The 21,449-nt window shown below is 71.4% G+C and carries 15 protein-coding genes; 12 read left to right on the top strand and 3 right to left on the bottom strand.

The features are described 5' to 3' along the window. Positions 1-156 precede the first annotated feature (156 nt). The 6 genes from OG623_RS31465 to OG623_RS31440 all read left to right on the top strand — a co-directional run bounded on the left by OG623_RS31465 (position 157) and on the right by OG623_RS31440 (position 10,687). Positions 157-1,629, top strand: a complete 1,473-nt coding sequence (locus tag OG623_RS31465; protein WP_406150983.1) for a Gfo/Idh/MocA family protein — start codon at positions 157-159, stop codon at positions 1,627-1,629. Positions 1,630-1,857: 228 nt separating this feature from the next. Beyond that, positions 1,858-3,744 (top strand): ABC transporter transmembrane domain-containing protein, encoded by a 1,887-nt coding sequence (locus tag OG623_RS31460; protein ID WP_406150982.1) that lies wholly within the window; start codon positions 1,858-1,860, stop codon positions 3,742-3,744. Beyond that, positions 3,741-5,522 carry an ABC transporter ATP-binding protein gene (locus OG623_RS31455; protein WP_406150981.1) on the top strand — a complete coding sequence of 594 codons (1,782 nt, stop codon included), beginning with the start codon at positions 3,741-3,743 and terminating at the stop codon, positions 5,520-5,522. The genes OG623_RS31460 and OG623_RS31455 overlap by 4 nt, the downstream gene beginning before the upstream one ends. Positions 5,523-5,606: 84 nt before the next feature. Continuing rightward, positions 5,607-7,397: an ABC transporter transmembrane domain-containing protein gene (locus tag OG623_RS31450; RefSeq protein WP_406150980.1), complete on the top strand. Its 1,791-nt coding sequence runs from the start codon at positions 5,607-5,609 to the stop codon at positions 7,395-7,397. Continuing rightward, a complete protein-coding gene (locus tag OG623_RS31445; protein WP_406150979.1) occupies positions 7,394-9,169 on the top strand; it encodes an ABC transporter ATP-binding protein in 1,776 nt (591 codons plus the stop codon). Before OG623_RS31450 ends, OG623_RS31445 begins: the two co-directional genes overlap by 4 nt. A 156-nt stretch (positions 9,170-9,325) precedes the next feature. Further along, positions 9,326-10,687 carry an NAD(P)/FAD-dependent oxidoreductase gene (locus tag OG623_RS31440; RefSeq protein WP_406150978.1) on the top strand — a complete coding sequence of 454 codons (1,362 nt, stop codon included), beginning with the start codon at positions 9,326-9,328 and terminating at the stop codon, positions 10,685-10,687. Between the two features lie 96 nt (positions 10,688-10,783). On the opposite strand, the gene OG623_RS31435 is transcribed toward OG623_RS31440, so the two are convergent. Together OG623_RS31435 and OG623_RS31430 are read right to left on the bottom strand one after the other, a co-directional pair. Continuing rightward, positions 10,784-12,319, bottom strand: a complete 1,536-nt coding sequence (locus OG623_RS31435) for an ATP-dependent DNA ligase (protein ID WP_406150977.1) — start codon at positions 12,317-12,319, stop codon at positions 10,784-10,786. 83 nt (positions 12,320-12,402) lie between these two features. Beyond that, positions 12,403-13,194, bottom strand: a complete 792-nt coding sequence (locus tag OG623_RS31430; protein WP_406150976.1) for a metal-dependent hydrolase — start codon at positions 13,192-13,194, stop codon at positions 12,403-12,405. A 158-nt stretch (positions 13,195-13,352) separates the two neighbouring features. Between OG623_RS31430 and OG623_RS31425 the strand changes: the two genes are divergently transcribed. From OG623_RS31425 to OG623_RS31405, 5 genes are all read left to right on the top strand, one after another. Further along, a complete protein-coding gene (locus OG623_RS31425) occupies positions 13,353-15,866 on the top strand; it encodes a DEAD/DEAH box helicase (RefSeq protein WP_406150975.1) in 2,514 nt (837 codons plus the stop codon). Between the two features lie 31 nt (positions 15,867-15,897). Then, on the top strand, positions 15,898-16,776 hold the full coding sequence (locus OG623_RS31420) for an acyl-CoA thioesterase (RefSeq protein WP_406150974.1): 879 nt from the start codon (positions 15,898-15,900) through the stop codon (positions 16,774-16,776). A 117-nt stretch (positions 16,777-16,893) separates the two neighbouring features. Beyond that, positions 16,894-18,249 (top strand): chloride channel protein, encoded by a 1,356-nt coding sequence (locus tag OG623_RS31415; RefSeq protein ID WP_406152090.1) that lies wholly within the window; start codon positions 16,894-16,896, stop codon positions 18,247-18,249. After that, the gene (locus OG623_RS31410; RefSeq protein WP_406150973.1) at positions 18,246-18,797 is read left to right on the top strand and encodes a GNAT family N-acetyltransferase; all 552 of its coding nucleotides are present in this window, start codon (positions 18,246-18,248) and stop codon (positions 18,795-18,797) included. The genes OG623_RS31415 and OG623_RS31410 overlap by 4 nt, the downstream gene beginning before the upstream one ends. A gap of 44 nt (positions 18,798-18,841) precedes the next feature. Continuing rightward, positions 18,842-19,330, top strand: coding sequence for a glutathione peroxidase (locus tag OG623_RS31405; protein ID WP_406150972.1), 489 nt, complete (start codon positions 18,842-18,844; stop codon positions 19,328-19,330). A gap of 59 nt (positions 19,331-19,389) precedes the next feature. On the opposite strand, the gene OG623_RS31400 is transcribed toward OG623_RS31405, so the two are convergent. After that, positions 19,390-20,616 (bottom strand): acyl-CoA dehydrogenase family protein, encoded by a 1,227-nt coding sequence (locus OG623_RS31400; RefSeq protein ID WP_406150971.1) that lies wholly within the window; start codon positions 20,614-20,616, stop codon positions 19,390-19,392. A gap of 176 nt (positions 20,617-20,792) precedes the next feature. On the opposite strand from OG623_RS31400, the gene OG623_RS31395 reads away from it, so the two are divergent. Then, positions 20,793-21,443, top strand: coding sequence for a TetR family transcriptional regulator (locus tag OG623_RS31395; RefSeq protein ID WP_406150970.1), 651 nt, complete (start codon positions 20,793-20,795; stop codon positions 21,441-21,443). The last annotated feature ends 6 nt before the right edge of the window (positions 21,444-21,449 follow it).

Genomic DNA, 21,449 nt, shown 5'->3' with positions numbered 1-21,449 from the left:
CAGAAGTCCATGGTTTAGACACAGGAGTCCAACCGCTTCCCTTGCGTCGGAACAGCACCACCGTCCAAGGTCCTCACCAAGGTTCAGGGATCCGCCGGTTCACGCGGGTCCCTGAACCTCGTATGCGCACCGTCGAATCCCCTCTCTGGAGGCCCGATGAATGACGACGACGCACCACAGGACCAGAACCCCCAGGGGCAGGACCCTCGGGCCACGGACGACGGCTCGCTGAGCCGTCGTTCCGTTCTTCGCACCACGGCCGGCGCGGTGGGAGTGGCCGGCACCGGGCTCGGGCTCGGAGCACTCGGCGCCGGCCCGGCATCGGCCGCGCAGGACGCGCGGGACACACACGCCGGCAGTCCTCTGTCCGTACCTCCCCGCAAGGGCGCCACCATGGCCGGGGTCCCCTTCGACCGGCGTTCAACGGTGCGCGTCGGCATCGTGGGCCTCGGTAACCGCGGCGGCAGCATGATCGACCTCTTCCTCGCCGTCGAGGGGGTGCGGGTCGTCGCCCTCTGCGACCCGGTGAAGGAGAAGACCGAGCAGGCCGCCGCGAAGGTGACGGCCGCCGGCCAGCCGGCACCCGCCGTGTACACCAAAGGGGAGGACGACTACGAGAATCTCTGCGCGCGCGGAGACATCGACTTCGTCTACGTGGCCACGCCCTGGGACTTCCACTTCGAGATGGCGAAGACGGCCATGCTCAACGGCAAGCACGTCGGTGTCGAGTGTCCGATAGCCCTGAGACTGGACCAGCTCTGGGAGCTGGTCGATCTCTCCGAGCGGACCAGACGCCACTGCATGCAGCTGGAGAACTGCTGTTACGGACAGAACGAGATGCGGGTGCTGCGAATGGCGCACGCCGGTCTCTTCGGCGATCTGCTGCACGGGGCGGGCGCGTACAACCACGATCTGCGCGGCCTGATGTTCGACCCGGACTACTACGAGGGCCCCTGGCGACGCCTGTGGCACACCCGGATGCGAGGGGACCTCTACCCCAACCACGGCTTCGGGCCGGTCGCCGGCTACATGGACGTCAACCGCGGTGACCGCGCCGTCAGCATCACGAGTGTCGGCTCTCCCTCACTCGGGCTCGCCGCCTACCGCAAGGAGCACATGCCGGCCGGCGACCCGAGCTGGAAGGAGACGTACATCGAGAGCGACCGGACGATCAGTCTCGTCCAGACCGCCAAGGGCCGGGTGATCCGCCTGGAGCACGACGTCTCCACGCCCCATCCCTACTCGCGCATCAACAGCCTCGGCGGCACCAAAGGGGTGTTCGAGGACTACCCCGAGCGGATCTACCTGGAACCGGACCACTCGAACGACGAGTGGGGCGACTTCGGCGCGTACGCCGACTGGGACCACTGGCTGTGGAAGGAGCACGCCGACCCGCCCGGCGGCCACGGCGGGATGGACTACATGCTGGTGTTCCGGCTGATGCAGTGCATACGGCTCGGACTCGTCCCGGACTTCGATGTGTACGACGCCGCCACCTGGACCGCGCCCGTGCCGCTGAGCCATCTGTCGATCAAGGCCAAGGGCGCGCCGCAGGAGATCCCCGACTTCACCCGGGGCGAGTGGAGGAAGGCCCGCGCCGGCATGGACTCCGAGAAGCCCGAGGAGTAGCCGGAGTTGTCGGCCGGAGCCCCGCCAACCCCGGCAGGTGGCGGGGCTCCCCTCCCCCACGGAAGACGGAACCGGCCGTCACGGCCGAATAATCGGTTGCCGTGCACGGGGCCAGGAAGCGAACCTTGCACGGTTTGGTCCCCCGCTGTTCCCCAGTTCATCCAGTGCCCAGTTCCTCCTGTTCCACGAGGTCCGTCATGGATCTCCGCTTCCGATCCTTGGGACGTCATGCAGATTCGCGATCTTCCGTATTCGGATCCCGGCGATCCCGATGTGCGGTCCGGCCCCCGTTTTCTGGTCTGGCTCGGGCGGCAGCAGCTCACCGGCCAGCTCAAGTCCCTGTGCTGGGGGCTGCTTCACCACTGTGCGATCGCGGGCCTCCCGCTCGCCGTGGGCCTGGCGGTGCAGGCCGTCATCGACCGTTCCGGCCGGGGCCTCGCGGTGGCCGGTGTCCTGCTCGTCGCTCTCGGCGTCCTCATCGCCCTGGGCGACACCATGCTCCACCGCACGGCCGTCACCAACTGGATCACCGCGGCGGCCCGGGTGCAGCAGCTCTTGGCGCGCAGGACGGCCGAGCTGGGCTCGGCGCTGACCCGGAGGGTGGCGGCCGGTGAGGTGGTCGCCGTGTCGACGGGTGATGTCGAGAAGATCGGATGGTTCGTCGAGGCCCTGTCACGCTTCTTGGCGGCCGCGACCGCACTCGTGCTGATCTGCGTCGGTCTTGTCCTCTATCTGCCCTCGCTCGGGGTACTGGTCGCCGTCGCCACCCCCGTCCTGGCACTGACCGTCCTGCCGCTGCTCCCCCGGGCCACCCACCGCGCCGATCTGCAACGCGAGAAGGCGGGCCGGGCCACGGAGCTGGCCTCCGACACCGTCGCCGGACTGCGGGTGCTGCGCGGCATCGGCGGCGAGGAGCTGTTCCTCGGGCGCTACCGGCGTGCGTCCCAGGAGGTCCGGAAGGCCGCGGTGCACAGTGCGCGGATGTGGGCGCTGATCTCGGCGATCCAGGTGTTCCTGCCGGGAGTTCTGCTGATCTCGCTGGTCTGGTACGGCGCGACGCTGGCCCGCGACGGCCGGATCGACGTCGGCCAGCTGGTCACCGTGTACAGCGCGGCGACCCTGATGCTCTTCCCTCTGCGCAATGTGGAGGAGATCGCGATGGCGTACTCCTTCTCACGGCCGTCCGCGCAGCGCGCGGTCCGGGTGCTGTCCCTGCGCCGCGGCACCCAACCACCGACCGCGGACGTCACCGCCGCGCCCCGGGGCGATCTGTACGACCCGGTGACCGGACTGATGGCGCCGCAAGGCCTGTTCACCGCCGTGGTCTGCGGTGACCCCGACGAGGCGGGACGGCTGGCTGAGCGGCTCGGCGGCCACGCCGGAGCCGGACCGGCCAAGGACGCTGCCGCAGCCTCGGCGCCCTCGGTCCTGCTCGGCGGGGTGCCGTTGGACGAGCTGCCGCTCGATGCGGCGCGGGCCGCCGTGCTGGTGCAGGACAAGGACCCGGTGCTGCTCTCCGGGACGCTTCGCGAGCTGCTGGACGTCCCCTCATCGGGAGGCGTGACCGCCGAGGACGCGCTCACCGCGGCCCGGTGCGGTGACGTACTGGACGCGCTGGCGCAGGCGTCCGTCGACACGGACGGCGACCCGATGAACACGCGGATCACCGAGCGCGGCCGGTCCCTGTCGGGCGGTCAGCGGCAGCGGCTGGCACTGGCCCGTTCGCTGGTCACCGACCCGGAGGCGCTCGTGCTCGACGAGCCGACGTCCGCCGTGGACTCGCACACGGAGGCCAGTGTCGCCGCCGGGATCGAGGAGCTGCGCCGGGGCCGTACGACCGTGGCGTTCGCCTCGTCACCGCTGTTGCTGGACCTCGCCGACCGGGTGGTGCTCCTGCACGAGGGCACGGTCGTGGCAGCGGGCACGCACCGCGAACTGCTGCGGGACGAACCTCGCTACCGGGCGGTCGTGACCCGTGAGACGGAGACCGAGGCCGAGGCCGAAACGGCGACCGAGGCCGAGGCGCGGGAGAGGATCCTCGCGGCCGAGGGTCCGCACCAGGTCCCTGCGGCCCACACGGCACGCACGGTCGAGGAATTCGAGGAGCGAGCATGATCGGCCTGGCCCCGCCGGAGTACGACCCGGCCGCACCGCAGTCGGCGACGACCCTCCCGGTCGGTACGTCGACGACCGTACGGACCTACGTACGCGCCCTGCTGCGGCGCCACCGCAGGCCGTTCGCGGTCCTGATCGCGGCCAACGCGGTCGCGGTGATCGCGTCGATCACCGGCCCCTATCTGCTCGGCGGACTTGTCGAGGATCTGTCGAACGGGGTCACCGACCTCCATCTGGAGCGCACCGCCGCCGTGTTCGCCCTGGCGCTGGTCGTGCAGACCGTGTTCACACGCGCGATGCGGCTGCGGGGTGCGGTGCTCGGTGAGGAGATGCTCGCCGATCTGCGCGAGGACTTCCTCGTACGTTCGGTGGCGCTGCCGCCCGGCGTACTGGAGCGGGCCGGTACCGGTGATCTGCTGTCCAGGATCACCACGGACATCGACCGGCTGGCCAACGCGATGCGCGAGGCCGTGCCCCAACTCGCGATCGGTGTGGTGTGGGCGGGGCTGCTGCTCGGCGCGCTGACCGTCACCGCCCCGCCGCTGGCGGTCGCCGTGGTGGTCGCGCTGCCGGTGCTGGTCGTCGGCTGCCGCTGGTACTTCCGGCGCGCGCCGTCCGCGTACCGCTCGGAAGCGGCAGGTTACGCGGCGGTCGCGGCCGTGCTCGCCGAGACCGTGGACGCCGGGCGGACCGTCGAGTCCCACCGGCTGGGGGCCCGGAGGATCGCGCTGTCGGACCGGCGGGTCAAGGAGTGGACGGCCTGGGAGCGCTACACCCTGTTCCTGCGCTCGGTGCTCTTCCCGGTCATCAACACCACGTACGTGACGATTCTCGGCGCGGTGCTGATGCTCGGCGGCTGGTTCGTGATCGAGGGCTGGCTCACCGTGGGACAGCTGACGACGGGTGCGCTGCTGGCACAGATGATGGTGGACCCGATCGGTCTGATCCTTCGCTGGTACGACGAGTTGCAGGTCGCCCAGGTGTCGCTGGCCAGGCTCGTCGGCGTACGGGAGATCGAACCCGAAGCGGGCGACGGTCTCATCGGTCCTGACGGCCGGGAGGTGCGGGCCGAGGAGGTGAGCTTCGGCTATCGCGCGGGCGTCGACGTCCTGCACGAGGTGTCACTCGATGTCGCCCCCGGCACCCGGCTCGCGCTGGTCGGGCCGTCGGGGGCGGGCAAGTCCACGCTGGGGCGGCTGTTGGCGGGGATCTACGCGCCCCGGAAGGGCTCGGTCTCACTGGGCGGCGCCGAACTCTCGCTGATGACGGCGGAGCGAGTACGGACCCAGGTGGCTCTCGTCAATCAGGAGCACCATGTGTTCGTGGGCTCGCTCCGGGACAATCTCCTGCTGGCCCGTACGGATGCCGAGGACGCGGAGCTGTGGGCCTCGCTCGCCGCGGTGGACGCGGACAGCTGGGCGAAGGCTCTCGACGAGGGGCTGGACACGGAGGTCGGCTCGGGCGGTCAGGCCCTCACCCCGGCCCAGGCCCAGCAGATCGCCCTGGCCCGCCTCGTCCTGGCGGATCCGCACACGCTGGTGCTGGACGAGGCGACGTCGCTGCTCGACCCGCGGGCGGCGCGGCACCTGGAGCGGTCCCTGGCGCGGGTGCTGGACGGCCGTACGGTGATCGCCATCGCCCACCGGCTGCACACGGCGCACGACGCGGACGTGATCGCGGTCGTGGAGAACGGCCGGATCACCGAACTGGGCAGCCACGAGACGCTGGTGGCCGCGGACGGCGCGTACGCGTCCCTGTGGCGCTCCTGGCACGGCTGAGCGGCGGCGCTCCTGGCGCGGCCGAGTTCGCCGGAGACAGGTCGGCCCGGAGCGCGGGACACCGGCCGGTCTAGAGTTCGATGTATGACGCATCCGAGCGTGGACCCGGGGATCCCGGACCGTCGTGGCCCGCTGCGGTATCTCTGGTGGCTCGTGACGAGTCAGCGCCGCCGTATCGCCGCCGGAGCACTGCTCGGCAGCGCCTGGATGGTCTGTCTGACGCTGCCGCCGTATCTGCTCTCGCGCGCCATCGACGACGGTCTTGAGCCGGGGCGAGGTGGCGCTCTGGTGGGCTGGGTGGCGGCTCTGCTGGGTGTGGGGGTGCTGAACGCGTGGCTGGCCATCATGCGCCATCGCACGATGACCAGGGTGCGCCTGGACGCCGTCTTCCGCTCCGTGCGGGTCGTGGTCGGGCACGCCACGCGGCTGGGCGGTGCGCTGCCGCGCCGGGTCACGGCCGGCGAGGTCGTCACGATCGGCTTCGGTGACGTCGCCGTCATCGCGAACACGCTGACCATGACCGGCCCCGGGATCGGCGGGGTACTCGCCTACGCCGTCGTGGCCTGTCTGATGCTGACGGTGTCACCGCTGCTGGCCGTGGTGGTGCTGCTCGGTGTGCCGCTGCTCGCCGTGGTGGTCGGCCCCCTGCTCGGGCGGCTCCAGGGCGCCGAGGCGACGTACCGGGAGCGGCAGGGCGGGCTCGCGGCCCGCTTCGCGGACATCGTCGGGGGCCTGCGCGTCCTCAACGGCATCGGTGGCAAGGACGTGTACGCCGAGCGCTACCGGAACGGTTCGCAGGCGCTCCGCGCGGAGGGCTACCGCGTCGGCACGGTGACCAGTTGGATCCAGGCGCTCGGGGTCGGTCTTCCCACCCTGTTCCTCGGGCTGGTGACCTGGCTGGCGGCCCGTATGGCCGCTCAGGGGACCATCAGCGTCGGCGAGCTGGTCGCGGTCTACGGATACGCCGCGGTGCTCGTGGTGCCGGTGGAGGCCTTCATCGAGGCGGGCTACGACCTCAGCCGCGGGCTCGTCGCCGCCCGAAGAGTCGTACGGTTCCTGGACCTTGAGCCCGAGTTCGAATCCGAGTCCGAGTCCGAGCCCGAGCCCGAAGCCGAACCCGAAGCCGCGTCCGGCGGGGCGCCGGCCACGCTGTGCGACCCGGAGTCCGGCGTCGAGGTGGCGCCTGGACAGCTGACCGCCCTGGTCAGCGCCAGACCGTCGGAGTCCGCGGCGGTGATCGACCGCATCGGCCGGTTCACCCCGTCCGCCGCCACCTGGGGCCGGATACGCCTCGACGCGATCGACCTGACGCAGATCCGCAGCCGTGTCCTCGTCGCGGACAACGAGGCCGATCTCTTCGCCGGCCCGCTCCGCGAGGTGATCAGCGGCGCCGGGGACCGGGACGAGGAGGCCATCGCCCGAGGGGTCGAGGCCGCCATGGCGCAGGACGTCGTCCGGGGCCTGCCGGACGGACTCGACTCACACATCGACGCGCAGGGCCGCAACCTCTCCGGAGGCCAGCGCCAGCGCATCCGTCTGGTCCGGGCCCTGCTCGCGGATCCCGAGGTGCTGCTGGCGGTCGAGCCCACATCGGCGGTCGACGCGCACACCGAGGCTGCGGTCTCGGCCCGGCTGCGGGCCGCACGGTCGGGCCGTACGACGGTCGTCACGAGCACCTCACCGCTCCTGCTGGACCAGGCGGACACCGTGTACTACCTCGTCGACGGCTCCGTCGCCGCCGTCGGCAGCCACCGTGAACTCCTGGACGGACAGCGGGGCTACCGCCTCCTGGTGTCACGCGGCGGCGACGGCTACAGCGGCAGTGAGGGACCGGACGAAGGAACCGTTCCGCCGCTCCGGGAGGCCGTGCGGTGACCGTCGACTCCGCAACCGAAGCCCGGTCCCTGCCCATCGCACGCCCCTTCGAGGTACGCCGGGCGGCGCTGCGCCTGATCCGCGTGGACGGCCGCGCGTTCGCCGGCGTGATCGCCCTCAACGCGCTGGCCGCCGCTGCCGGGCTCGTCGGCCCGTGGCTGCTCGGCCGCATCATCGACGAGGTCAGGGACGGGGCCGCGGTGTCGTCGGTGGACCGTCTCGCGCTCACCATCCTGGTCTTCGCGCTGGTGCAGCTGCTCCTGGTCCGTTACGCCGGCTACGTCGGTCACCGCTTCGGCGAGCGGACGCTGGCGCGCATCCGCGAGCAGTTCGCCGACCGGGCACTCGCGCTGCCCGACGCGGTGGTCGAGCGAGCCGGCACGGGCGATCTACTGACGCGGGGCACCACCGACGTCAACGCGGTCGGCGCCACCCTCAGGGACGCCGGTCCCGCGATCCTGATCGCCGCCACCCAGGCGCTGTTCATCCTCGGAGCAGTCTTCGCGCTCGACCCGCTGCTCGGTGCGTGCGGCGTGCTGGGCCTGCTCGGCATCTGGTTCGCCTCGCGCTGGTACCTGCGCCGGGCGCTCGACGCCTACCTCGCTGAGGGAGCCGCCAACTCCGCTCTCGCCGAGCAGCTCGCGGCCACCGCCGCCGGCGCCCGCACGGTCGAGGCACTCGGGTTGCAGCAGCGCCGTATCGCGGCGAGCCAGGAGGCGATCGAGACGTGCCGCAGGACCCGGATGCGGACGCTGTTCCTGCGCAGTGTGCTCTTCCCCGCGGTGGACGTCTCCTATGTCCTTCCGGTGGCAGGTGTCCTGCTGATCGGCGGGGTGCTGCACGCCCACGGCGCGATGAGCCTCGGCGCCGTGGTCGCGTCGGCCCTGTATCTGCGGCAGCTCTCCCAGCCCCTGGACACCGTCCTTCAGCAGATGGAGCAGGTGCAGAACAGCAGCGCCTCGTTCGCCAGGGTCGAGGGCGTCGGCCTTGCGGCGCCCGCCCCGTCGGCCTCGTCCCCCGCACCGGCCGACGACCGGATCGAGGTGGCCGATGTGCGCTATGCCTACGGCGACGGGGGCGACGTCCTGCACGGGGTCGACCTGACGGTCCGGCCCGGCGAGCGGCTGGTGATCGTCGGCCCATCGGGCGCGGGCAAGTCCACGCTGGGCCGGCTGCTGGCGGGCATGGACGCTCCGCGCACCGGCTCTGTGACCGTGGGGCAGGTGCCGGTCGCCGGTCTCGACGCCGACCAGCTGCGCCGGCACGTCATCCTGGTCACCCAGGAGCACCACGTGTTCCAGGGCACGGTCCGGGACAACCTGCGGATCGCCTCCGCCGAAGCGACCGACGCCGGGCTGCGCGCGGCGCTGGACGTCGTCGGCGCCGGATGGGCCGACGAGCTGCCCGACGGTCTGGACACCGACCTGGGCCCCGGAGGGTACCGCCCGGACGGCGCCGAGGCGCAGCAGCTCGCCCTGGCCCGTGTGGTGCTGGCCGATCCGCACACGCTGGTACTCGACGAGGCCACCGCGCTGCTGGACCCGAGGACCGCCCGGCACACGGAGCGGGCACTGGCCGCCGTCCTGGAGGGCCGGACCGTGGTCGCCATCGCGCACCGGCTGCAGACGGCGCACGACGCCGACCGGGTGGCCGTGATGGAGGACGGCCGGGTCACGGAGCTCGGCACGCACGACGAGCTCGTGGCGGCCGACGGCGCCTACGCGGCGCTCTGGCGCTCCTGGCACGGTGAGCGGCTGCCCGCCTCCTCCTGAGCCGCGCCGCTCGCCCACCCCGCCTTCCGCGCCCGGCGCACAGGACGACACACAAGAGGCGAACTCGGTCCCCTGCGGTGAGGATGAGGGAGTGACTGGCTCCGGATACGGGGCAGGCGAGCGATGACCGCGTAAACCCGAGAAGGGACGCACACCGTGGCACGACCCAGGATTCTCGTTGTCGGCGCCGGCTTTGCCGGGGTCGAGTGTGTGCGCCGGCTGGAGCGCACCCTCGCGCCCGGCGAGGCGGACATCGCGCTCGTCGCTCCGTTCTCGTACCAGCTCTACCTGCCGTTGCTCCCTCAGGTCGCCTCCGGGGTGCTGACCCCCCAGTCGGTCGCCGTGTCCCTGCGCCGCAGCCGGCGCCATCGCACCCGGATCGTGCCGGGCGGGGCCATCGGGGTGGACACGAAGGCGAAGGTCTGTGTCGTCCGCAAGATCACGGACGAGATCGTGAACGAGCCGTACGACTACATCGTGCTGTCCGCAGGCAGCGTCACCAGGACCTTCGACATCCCGGGGCTTGTCGAGAACGCCCGGGGCATGAAGACGCTGGCCGAGGCCGCCTACATCCGCGACCACGTCATCTCCCAGCTGGATCTGGCCGACGCCAGTCACGACGAGGCGGAGCGTGCGTCCCGGCTGCAGTTCGTGGTGGTGGGCGGCGGGTACGCCGGTACGGAGACCGCGGCGAGCCTTCAGCTGCTCACCAGCAACGCGGTCAAGCACTACCCGAGGCTGGATCCGAAGCTGATCAAGTGGCATCTGATCGACATCGCGCCCAAGCTCATGCCTGAGCTCGGCGACAAGCTCGGTCTCAGCGCCCTGGAGATCCTGCGCAAGCGGGGTATCGAAGTCTCGCTCGGTGTGTCCGTGGCGGAGGCCACGCCGGACAAGGTGACCTTCACGGACGGCCGGGTGCTGCCCTGCCGCACGCTGATCTGGACCGCGGGCGTCGCGGCGAGTCCGCTCATCGCGACGCTGGACGCCGAGACGGTACGCGGCCGGCTCGCCGTGACTCCGGAGATGACCCTGCCCGGGAACGACGGGGTGTTCGCGCTCGGTGACGCGGCGGCGGTGCCGGACCTGGCCAAGGGCGAGGGGGCGGTCTGCCCGCCCACGGCGCAGCACGCCATGCGCCAGGGCCGCCGGCTCGCGGACAACATCATCGCGTCCCTGCGCGGCCGTCCGCTCCAGCCGTACGTCCACAAGGACCTGGGTCTCGTGGTGGACCTCGGTGGCGGGGACGCGGTGTCCAGGCCGCTGGGCGTCGAGCTGAGGGGCATGCCGGCGCAGGCGGCGGCACGGGGCTACCACTGGGCGGCCCTGCGGACGAACGTCGCGAAGACCAGGGTCATGACCAACTGGCTGCTCAACGCGGTCGCCGGTGACGACTTCGTGCGTACGGGGTTCCAGTCGCGCAAGGCGGCCACCCTGCGCGACTTCGAGTACACCGACGCCTATCTCACGCAGGAGGAGATCCGCGCGCACACCGCGGGCGCACAGGCCCGCGGTTGATCCGGGTGGCCCGCCCGGGCCGGGCCAGGTCCGGGCGGGCCCGGTCCCGGCCGGGGAAGGTCCGGCCGGCGAAGGTCCGGGGAAGGTCCCGGCGGGTCAGGTCCGCCGTGCGAGGACCGTGTCGACGGTGTCCGCGTCCTCGGCCCGCTTGTCCTCGCGATAGCGCAGCACACGGGCGAAGCGCAGGGTGACGCCTGCCGGGTAGCGGGTGGAGCTCTGGAGTCCGTCGTATGCGATCTCCACGACGAGTTCGGGGCGCACCGTGACCACGTGCCCGTCGTCGCCGGTGGCCAGCTCCCGCAGGCGTTCGGTCTGCCAGGTGAGCAGCGCGTCCGTGAGCCCCTTGAAGGTCTTGCCCAGCATCGCGAACGTACCGTCGTCCCGCCGTGCTCCCAGGTGCAGGTTGGAGAGCTTGCCGGTGCGTCTGCCGTGGCCCCACTCGGCGGCGAGCACCACGAGGTCCAGGGTGTGCACGGGTTTCACCTTCAGCCAGGAGGCTCCCCTGCGGCCCGCGCTGTACGCCGCCGTGCCGCCCTTGACGACGACGCCCTCGTGGCCCCGTGCCAGCGTCGCGTCGGAGAACGCCACCGCGGCCTCACGCTGCGGCGCGTCGGTGGGGTCGTCCACGACGACACGTCGTACGCGCATGGGTTCGGGCACCAGTGCGGCCAGCTCCTGGTGGCGCGCGGAGTAGGGCAGGTCGAGGAGTTCACGGTCTTCGACGAGGAGCACGTCGAAGAAGACGGGCACCACGGGAACGGCACCGGCCGCCGTGGCGACGTCGCGCCGGGATCCCACCCGGCCCGCGGTCTCCTGGAAGGGGCGGGGCCTCCCGTCGGCACCGAGCGCGATCACCTCTCCGTCGAGGATGAACCGGTCGGCGGGGAAGCCGGTCACCGCGGCGGCGAGTTCGGGGAGCCGGTCGGTGATGTCGTCGAGCGTGCGGGTGTGGACGCGCACCCGGTCCCCGTCCCGGTGCACCTGTACGCGAATGCCGTCCAGCTTCTCCTCGACGGCGCAGGGCCCCAGCCGGTCGATCGCCTCGGTCACCGAGCGGGCGGTGTGCGCCAGCATCGGCTGGACCGGACGGCCGACGGTGAGCCGGAAGGAGGCGAGGACCCCGGGGCCGTCCGCGAGGAGCCCACGGGCGACGGGGCCGAGCGATCCGGCGAGCATGACGGCGCGCCGTACCTCCGCGGCCGGTGCTCCGGCGGCGTCGGCCAGGGCGTCGACGGCGACGGCGTCCAGCGCGCCCTGCCGCACCTCGCCGGTGAGCAGTGCGCGCAGGAAGCGCTGCTCACCTGCGGTGGCGGCGCCGAGCAGCCGTGCCAGCCGCTCCTTGCGGGCCGCTTGCGAGCCGGGACCGTTGAGGGCTCCGATCGCCGTCAGCTCCGCGTCGGTCTCCGTCACGGTCAGGGTGGGGGCGTCGGCGGGCGTCACCTCGTGGCGCAGGGCGCTCCAGCCGATCCCGAGCCTGCCCTGCGGGAGGCGTCCCGCGAGATAGGGGATGACGACCGGGACGTCGTCGGGCCCCGTCTCCCGGAAGAGACCGGCCAGCAGCGCGGTCTTCCGGCTACGGGCCGACGTCGCGGCGACCTCGAGGGACACGTGGGCGAGCCGGGCGAGCAGCATGCCGCCCATGGTGCTACGACGGCGGGCGCACCGCCCGCCGGAGGAGGCCGGGGGCGGTGCGCCCGCCGTGGAACGCCGCGGTGTCAGACGACGTTGAGCGCGGCGATGCCGCCGATCGCGCCGAGGATCATGAAGACCGGCATCAGCACCTTGATCTCGACCCAGCTGCCGGCCCTGAACCGCATGGCCTTCGGCGGTCCGATGGGGTACCAGCGCTTGCGGCCCAGCGGGATGGGCCACAGGATCGGGCAGCCCGAGACCGTCAGGGCGTCGCCGATGTCGTGCACGAGGGCGCCGAGCACGATCGGGAGCCCGAGCCAGAGATACTCCTGGCCGGCCCCGCTGAACAGCCAGTCGGAGCCGTTGCCCGGCTGGTCGAGTACCCCGGCGAGGATCCAGGCGCTGGTGGCGCCCAGCAGCCACACGAGGACGTCGCTGGAGACCCTGGCCGCCCGCCACAGCAGGCCTTCCACGGCGAGCACGAGGTGGACGAAGAGGATGGCCAGAACCGCCCACCGGCCGCCGAAGATGGCGGCGGCGGAGCATCCGGCGCCGATCAGCACCGCCCAGAGCCAGGTGTGGGTGAGCGTGCGGTGACCGCCGGTCCTGCGTGGGTCACCGGCGCTCCGGGTGGCCTTGTAGACGGCGTACGAGAGCTTGTCGACTATCTCGCAGACCGCCTTGGAGACCGGTCCGAAGGCCCGGGAGATCGTCGCCGACTTGTGGTCGAGGTCCGGGGCGAGCGCGGCGCCCGCGGTGATCAGAGCCCCCACGACCAGCACGGGCCAGGGCATCGTGTGGCCCGCGGCCTTGGCCGCCGCACCCACCCCCAGCCAGGCCGCCGCTCCTGACAGAGAGTGTGCCGGTCCCATCATGGCTGTTTCCCGCCCCCATCGTGATCTCGGCCGTGTGTCCAGGCCGGGCCGCCATTGCCTGTGTGAGGCAGCCGAGTTGAGTGGGAAGCGTATCGTCCGTGATCTTCGCCGGGTCCGCCGGTTCCCTCATCCGGGCCGGGGGCATGCAAGATGGGGGCGTGACCCTTATCGATCAGCTGCCCCCGACCGCCGACCCGGACGCCCTCTTCGAGGCCTTCTCGTCATGGACCGAATCGCAGGGCATCACCCTCTATCCGGCTCAGGAGGAGGCGCTGATCGAGGTGGTCTCGGGGGCGAACGTGATCCTTTCCACGCCCACGGGCTCCGGGAAGAGCCTGGTCGCGGCGGGTGCGCACTTCACCGCGCTGGCCCAGGACAAGGTCACCTTCTACACCGCGCCGATCAAGGCGCTGGTCTCGGAGAAGTTCTTCGACCTGTGCAAGCTCTTCGGCACGGAGAACGTCGGCATGCTGACCGGCGACGCCTCGGTCAACGCCGACGCGCCCGTCATCTGCTGCACCGCCGAGGTGCTCGCCTCGATCGCGCTGCGGGACGGCAGGTACGCCGACATCGGCCAGGTCGTGATGGACGAGTTCCACTTCTATGCGGAGCCCGACCGCGGCTGGGCCTGGCAGATCCCGATCCTGGAGCTCCCGCAGGCCCAGTTCGTCCTGATGTCGGCCACGCTCGGCGACGTCAGGATGTTCGAGGAGGACCTGACCCGCCGCACCGGACGCCCGACGTCCGTGGTGCGCTCCGCGACCCGTCCTGTGCCGCTCAGCTACGAGTACCGGCTGACGCCGATCACGGAGACGCTCACCGAGCTGCTCGACACCCGGCAGTCGCCCGTCTACATCGTGCACTTCACGCAGGCCGCCGCGGTGGAGCGGGCCCAGTCGCTGATGAGCATCAACATGTGCACGAAGGAGGAGAAGGAGAGGATCGCCGCCCTGATCGGCGACTTCCGCTTCACCACCAAGTTCGGCCAGAACCTCTCCCGCTACGTGCGGCACGGGATCGGGGTGCACCACGCGGGCATGCTCCCCAAGTACCGCCGCCTCGTCGAGAAGCTGGCGCAGGCGGGCCTGCTGAAGGTCATCTGCGGCACGGACACGCTGGGCGTCGGTGTCAACGTCCCCATCCGTACGGTGCTGTTCACCGCCCTCACCAAGTACGACGGCACCCGCGTGCGCACCCTGCGCGCCCGTGAGTTCCACCAGATCGCCGGCCGTGCGGGCCGCGCCGGTTTCGACACGGCGGGCTTCGTCGTCGCGCAGGCACCCGAGCATGTCATCGAGAACGAGAAGGCCGTCAAGAAGGCGGGCGACGACCCCAAGAAGAAGCGCAAGGTGGTCCGCAAGAAGGCTCCCGAGGGCTTCGTCGCCTGGTCGGAGACCACCTTCGACAAGCTGATCCAGTCCGAGCCCGAGCCGCTGACCTCCCGCTTCCGTGTCACCCACACGATGCTGCTCGCGGTGATCGCCCGCCCGGGCAATGCCTTCGACGCGATGCGCCATCTGCTGGAGGACAACCACGAGCCGCGCAAGGCGCAGCTGAGGCACATCCGCCGGGCCGTCGCGATCTACCGTTCGCTGCTCGACGGTGATGTCGTGGAGCAGCTGGAGACGCCCGACGCGGAGGGCAGGATCGTGCGGCTGACCGTCGACCTCCAGCAGGACTTCGCGCTCAACCAGCCGCTCTCCACCTTCGCGCTGGCCGCCTTCGACCTGCTGGACGCCGAATCCCCTTCGTACGCCCTGGACATGGTCTCCGTCGTCGAGTCGACGCTCGACGACCCGCGGCAGATCCTGGCCGCCCAGCAGAACAAGGCGCGGGGCGAGGCCATCGGGCAGATGAAGGCGGACGGTGTCGAGTACGAGGAGCGGATGGAGCGGCTCCAGGAGGTCACGTACCCCAAGCCGCTGAGCGAGCTGCTCTGGCACGCGTACGACGTGTACCGCACGAGCCACCCGTGGGTCGGTGACCACCCGGTGTCGCCGAAGTCGGTGATCCGGGACATGTACGAACGCGCCATGACCTTCACGGAGTTCACGTCGAACTACGAGCTGGCCCGAACCGAGGGCATCGTGCTGCGCTATCTGGCCAGTGCGTACAAGGCCCTGGAGCACACCATCCCGGACGATCTGAAGTCCGAGGACCTGGAGGACCTGATCGCCTGGCTCGGCGAGATGGTGCGTCAGGTGGACTCCAGTCTGCTCGACGAATGGGAGCAGCTGGCCAACCCGGAGGTGGAGACGGCCGAGCAGGCGCAGGAGCGGGCCGACGAGGTCAAGCCGGTCACGGCCAACTCCCGTGCCTTCCGGGTCCTGGTGCGCAACGCCATGTTCCGCCGGGTGGAGCTGGCCGCTCTGGACCGCGTCCGTGACCTGGGCGAGCTGGACGCCGAATCCGGCTGGGACGAGGACGCCTGGGGCGAGGCGATGGACGCCTACTGGGACGCGCACGAGGACCTGGGCACGGGTCCGGACGCGCGCGGCCCGAAGCTGCTGAAGATCGACGAGGAGCCGGAGCGCGGTCTGTGGCGGGTGTGGCAGGCGTTCGCCGACCCCGCGGGCGACCACGACTGGGGAATCAGCGCGGAGGTCGATCTCGCGGCCTCCGACGAGGAGGGCCGGGCAGTCGTCCGGGTCACGCAGGTGGGACAGCTGTGACGGCGCGTCCCGGAGAGTGGAGAACAACCGCATGACGACGAACCCCGCCGACGGCCTGGTCGACCTGCTCGACCTGGAGCGGATCGAGGTCAACATCTTCCGTGGCCGCAGCCCCGACGAGTCCCTTCAACGGGTCTTCGGCGGGCAGGTCGCGGGTCAGGCGCTGGTCGCCGCGGGCCGGACGACCGACGGGGACCGCCCTGTCCACTCGCTGCACGCCTACTTCCTGCGTCCTGGCCGCCCCGGTGTGCCGATCGTCTACGACGTGGAGCGGGTGCGGGACGGCCGGTCGTTCACCACGCGGCGGGTCACGGCCGTGCAGCAGGGCCGGACCATCTTCAATCTGACGGCGTCCTTCCACCGCCCCGAGGAGGCCGGCTTCGAGCACCAGCTGCCGCCCGCCCGCGTGGTGCCGGGCCCCGAGGAGCTGCCGACGGTCGCCGACGAGGTGCGCGAGCACCTGGGTGGGCTGCCCGAGGCCCTGGAGCGGATGGCGCGGCGCCAGCCGTTCGACATCCGCTATGTCGACCGGCTGCGCTGGACGCGCGACGAGATCCAGGACGCGGACCCGCGCAGCGCGGTGTGGATGCGCGCGGTCGGCCCGCTGGGCGACGACCCGCTGGTGCACACCTGCGCGCTGACGTACGCGAGTGACATGACGCTGCTGGACGCGGTGCGCATCCCGGTCGAGCCGCTGTGGGGTCCGCGCGGCTTCGACATGGCCTCGCTGGACCACGCGATGTGGTTCCACCGGCCGTTCCGGGCCGACGAGTGGTTCCTGTACGACCAGGAGTCGCCGATCGCCACGGGCGGCCGTGGGCTGGCCAGGGGGCGGATCTACGACCGTCAGGGGCAGTTGCTGGTGTCCGTGGTGCAGGAGGGGCTGTTCCGCCGTCTCGACGGCGCGTAGCGCTGCCGCGCGCGGTCGGCGGCGCGTAGCCCGGCCGCGCGTAGCGACGGCACGTGGTCCGACAGTGGTCATATCCCGGACGAAACACCACATCGTGGTATCACCGTGACCATGACGATGTCGGCCGAACCCGGGGCAGCAGCCGGGACCGAGCACCCGGATCCTCTCGTCGTCGTACGCAGCCGGAGGTACGTGGTCCTGCTGGTCGTCGTGGCGTTCCTCGGAGTCCCCGTCTCCGCGGCCGCGTTCGGCTTCCTGGCCCTCGTGCACAAGATCGAGTCGCTGACCTACGACGATCTGCCCCGGGCCCTGGGGTTCGACGGCACGCCCCTGTGGTGGCCTGTGCCGCTGCTCGCCCTGGCCGGTCTGCTGACCGGGCTGACCATCCGCCACCTCCCGGGCAGCGGCGGGAGCAGCCCGGCCGACGGCATGGCGCACTCGGGCGCGCCGGCCGCGGCGGAGCTCCCGGGCATCGCGCTCGCCGCGCTGACCTCGCTCGGGCTCGGCGCGGTGCTCGGACCCGAGGCGCCGCTGATCGCCCTGGGCGGCGGGCTGGCCGTGTACGCGGTGCGTCTGGTCAGGCCGGGCATCGCGCCGAGCGCGGGCGCCATGGTGGCGGCGGCGGGGAGCTTCGCCGCCGTCAGCACCCTGCTGGGTTCGCCGCTCCTCGGCGCTTTCCTGCTGATGGAGGCGTCGGGGCTCGCCGGTATGACGCTCGGCCTGGTGCTCGTACCCGGGCTGCTGGCGTCCGGTGTCGGCTCGCTGATCTTCATCGGTCTCGGGTCGTGGACCGGCCTCGGAACGTACTCCCTGGCGCTGCCCGGAGTGCCGCACCCTTCGGACCCGACCCTGGCCGGGTTCGGCTGGGCGATCGTCCTGGGGGCCGCCGCGGCCTTCGCCGGCACCGGGATCAAGCGGCTGTCCCTGGCGCTCCGGGAGCGGACCGGGCGGCGGACCGTGCCCTCGACCGTCGTGATGGGCCTGGCCGTCGGGGTGCTGGCGCTCCTGTACGCGGAGAGCACGGGCCAGGACGCGTCCCAGGTGCTCTACTCGGGCCAGGACGCCCTCGGGCCGCTGCTCGCCACGGGCACGGGCCTGTCACTCGCCACCCTTCTGACCCTCCTGGTGTGCAAGGGGCTCGCGTACTGTGTGTCGCTGAGCAGCTTCAGGGGCGGGCCGATCTTCCCGTCCATGTTCATCGGCGCGACGGGCGGCCTCGCACTGTCCGAGCTGCCGGGCCTGGACGCCACTTCGGGCTTCGCCATGGGCATCGGGGCCATGTGCGTGGCGATGCTGAGGCTCCCGATGACATCGGTGCTGCTGGCCACCCTGCTGCTGGGATCGGCGGGCATCACGGTGATGCCGCTGGTCATCGTGGCGGTGGTGGTCTCGTACGTGCTCATGCTCAGGCTCGAACGCCCGCCGGGCACCGGTGACTCCCCTGCCGCGCCTGTGAAAGGACCCGATTCATGACCCAGATCGTCCCCGTGTCCGGCCCCGAACTGGTCACGTACGCCGATGAGCTGGCGGCCCTGCTGATCGAGGCCGTGGAGGGCGGGGCGTCGGTCGGGTTCCTCACCCCGCTGGACCGGGAGGCGGCGGCCGTCTGGTGGCGGGAGCGGGCTGCCGAGGTCGAGTCGGGGAGCCACCGGATCTGGATCGCCCGGGACGACGAGCGGCCGACGGGCACGATCAGCCTGGTCAGGGCGGCCATGCCCAACGCCCGTCATCGCGCGGAGGTCTCCAAGCTCATGGTCAGGCCGTCGGCCAGGGGCCGGGGGGTCGGCCGGGACCTGCTCACCGCTGTCGAACGGTCGGCGGCCGACGAGGGGCTGACGCTGCTGGTGCTCGACACCGAGACGGGGAGCGACGCCGAGCGTCTCTACGCGTCGGCGGGCTGGATCCCCTGCGGCTCCGTCCCCGGGTACGCGGCGGACCCGCTCGGCACGCTCAGGGGAACGACCTTCTACTACCGGACACTCGGCCCGGGTGAAGCCGCCTCACAGGGGCCGTCACAATGAGAGGGACGCCACCGCCTCAGCGATCGCCACCGAGGAGACATCCCATGACGCTGCACGACATCCCGCTCCGTACGCTCACCGGCGAGCCGACGACCCTGGGGGCCTACGAGGGCTCCGCCGTCCTCCTTGTGAACGTCGCCTCCAAGTGCGGGCTCACCCCGCAGTACGCCGGTCTGGAGAAGCTCCAGAAGGAGTACGGGGAGCGCGGGTTCACCGTGGTGGGCGTGCCCTGCAACCAGTTCGCGGGCCAGGAGCCGGGCACCGCGGAGGAGATCGAGACCTTCTGCTCGACGACGTACGGGGTCAGCTTCCCGCTGCTGGAGAAGACCGACGTCAACGGTGAGAGCCGGCACCCGCTCTACGCGGAGCTGACGAAGCTCGCCGACGCCGACGGCGCGGCCGGCGACGTCCAGTGGAACTTCGAGAAGTACCTGATCTCCCCCACGGGCGAGCCGGTCGCCCGGATCCGCCCCCGCACCGAGCCGGACGCACCCGAGGTCGTCGCGGCCATCGAGGCGCAGCTGCCGCGCTGACGGGCCGCACACAGCACGCAGGGCCGGACCGCACAGCGGTCCGGCCCCATGACGCGTTCCTAGCGGATCGGCATCCCTGACAGGGTGCGGGCGATCACCAGGCGCTGGATCTCGCTCGTGCCCTCGAAGATGGTGTAGATCGCGGCGTCCCGGTGCATGCGCTCGACCGGGTACTCGCGGGTGAAGCCGTTGCCGCCGAGGATCTGCACGGCCTGTGCGGTGACCTTCTTCGCCGTCTCGCTCGCGTAGAGCTTCGACATGGAGCCCTCGGCCGCGGTGAACTGCTTGCCTGCGCTCGCCATCCAGGAGGCGCGCCAGACGAGGAGGCGCGCGGCGTCGATCTGCGTACGCATGTCGGCCAGCTGGAAGGCGATGCCCTGGTTGTCGATGATCGGGCGGCCGAACTGGGTGCGCGTCTTGGCGTAGTCGAGGGCGACCTCGTAGGCGGCGCGGGCGGTGCCGACCGCCATGGCCCCGACGGCCGGGCGGGAGGCCTCGAAGGTCGCCATGGCCGCGTTCTTCACCCGCTCGCCGCCCGCCCTGGCACGCTCACGGGCACGCGCCAGGCGCTCGTCGAGCTTCTCCTTGCTGCCGAGCAGGCAGTGGCCGGGGATACGGACGTCCTCGAGGACGACCTCGGCGGTGTGCGAGGCGCGGATGCCGTGCTTCTTGAACTTCTGGCCCTGCGAGAGGCCGGGGGTGGCCGGCGGGATGATGAAGGAGGCATGGCCCTTGGAGCCCAGATCCGGGTCGACGACGGCGACGACGACGTGGACGTTGGCGATACCGCCGTTGGTCGCCCAGGTCTTGGTGCCGTTGAGCACCCACTCGTCCTTGGCCTCGTCGTACACCGCGCGGGTGCGCATGGAGGCCACGTCCGAGCCCGCGTCCGGCTCGGACGAGCAGAAGGCGGCGAGCTTCACATCGGCCGCGTCCCCGTACATCTGGGGTATCCAGGTGCCGATCTGCTCCTCGGTGCCGTTGGCGAGGACGCCGACGGCCGCGAGGCCCGTGCCGACGATCGACAGGGCGATGCCCGCGTCACCCCAGAAGAGCTCCTCCATGGCCATGGGGATGCCGAGGCCCGTGGGGTCGAAGAACTGCTGGGCGTAGAAGTCGAGGCTGTAGATGCCCACCTTGGCCGCCTCCTGGATGACGGGCCACGGCGTCTCCTCACGCTCGTCCCACTCCGAGGCGGCCGGCCTGATCACCTCGGCGGCGAATCCGTGCAGCCAGTCACGGACCTGCTTCTGGTCGTCGTTGAGCTCGAGCGTGAACTCGGCCATGGTTCCCCTCCATGCACTTCCGGCTAAACCCGTTACTAGCGGTAACAACAGTCTGTTACCAGCAAGTAGCCTCTGTCAACCGCTGAGCTGCGGATCCGCACACGGCTGAGCAGGGTGTTACGTTGCCCGAGCGTGACGAGATCGCAGGACAGCCGGGTGGGGCGGGAGAACACGACATGGAGACCGCAAGAGGGGCCGAACGGCAGCGGACAGCGGCGGAAAGACGCCGCCGCGAGCTGCTCGAAGCCGCGGACCGAGTGGTACTCAGAGACGGCCCGAAAGCGTCGATGAACGCGATCGCGGCGGAGGCCGGGATCACCAAGCCCATCCTCTACCGGCACTTCGGCGACAAGGGCGGCCTCTACCGGGCGCTCGCCAAACGCCACACCGACGCGCTGCTGAGCGCCCTGCGGGCCGCACTCGACGCGCCCTCCGAGCGCCGCCGACGGGTCGAGTCGACGCTGGACACCTATCTCGCGGCGATCGAGGCACGCCCCCAGGTCTACCGCTTCCTGATGCACCCGTCCGACGATGCCGCCCCCGCCCCCGAGCAGGGCTTCGACGTCGGCCGGCACTCCGCGCCGCTGCTGCGCCGCCTCGGCGAGGAGCTGGGGAAGGTGATCTCGGAGCGGGTCGACCTCGGACCCGACAGCGAGCAGATGGCCCGCATCTGGGGACATGGCATCGTCGGCATGATGCACGCGGCCGGCGACTGGTGGCTGGGCGACCGGCCGTGCTCGCGCGAACAGCTCGTACGCAGCCTCGCCGATCTGCTCTGGGGCAGGCTCGCCGACGCCGGTGACCTGCCCGGCGGCCCGGGGTTCTGAGACCCG

The organism is Streptomyces sp. NBC_01012, from assembly GCF_045162755.1.
Taxonomy (GTDB): Bacteria; Actinomycetota; Actinomycetes; order Streptomycetales; family Streptomycetaceae; genus Streptomyces.
The sequence above is the reverse complement of the archived record's forward strand: the minus strand, read 5'-3'. Positions and strand labels throughout refer to the sequence as shown.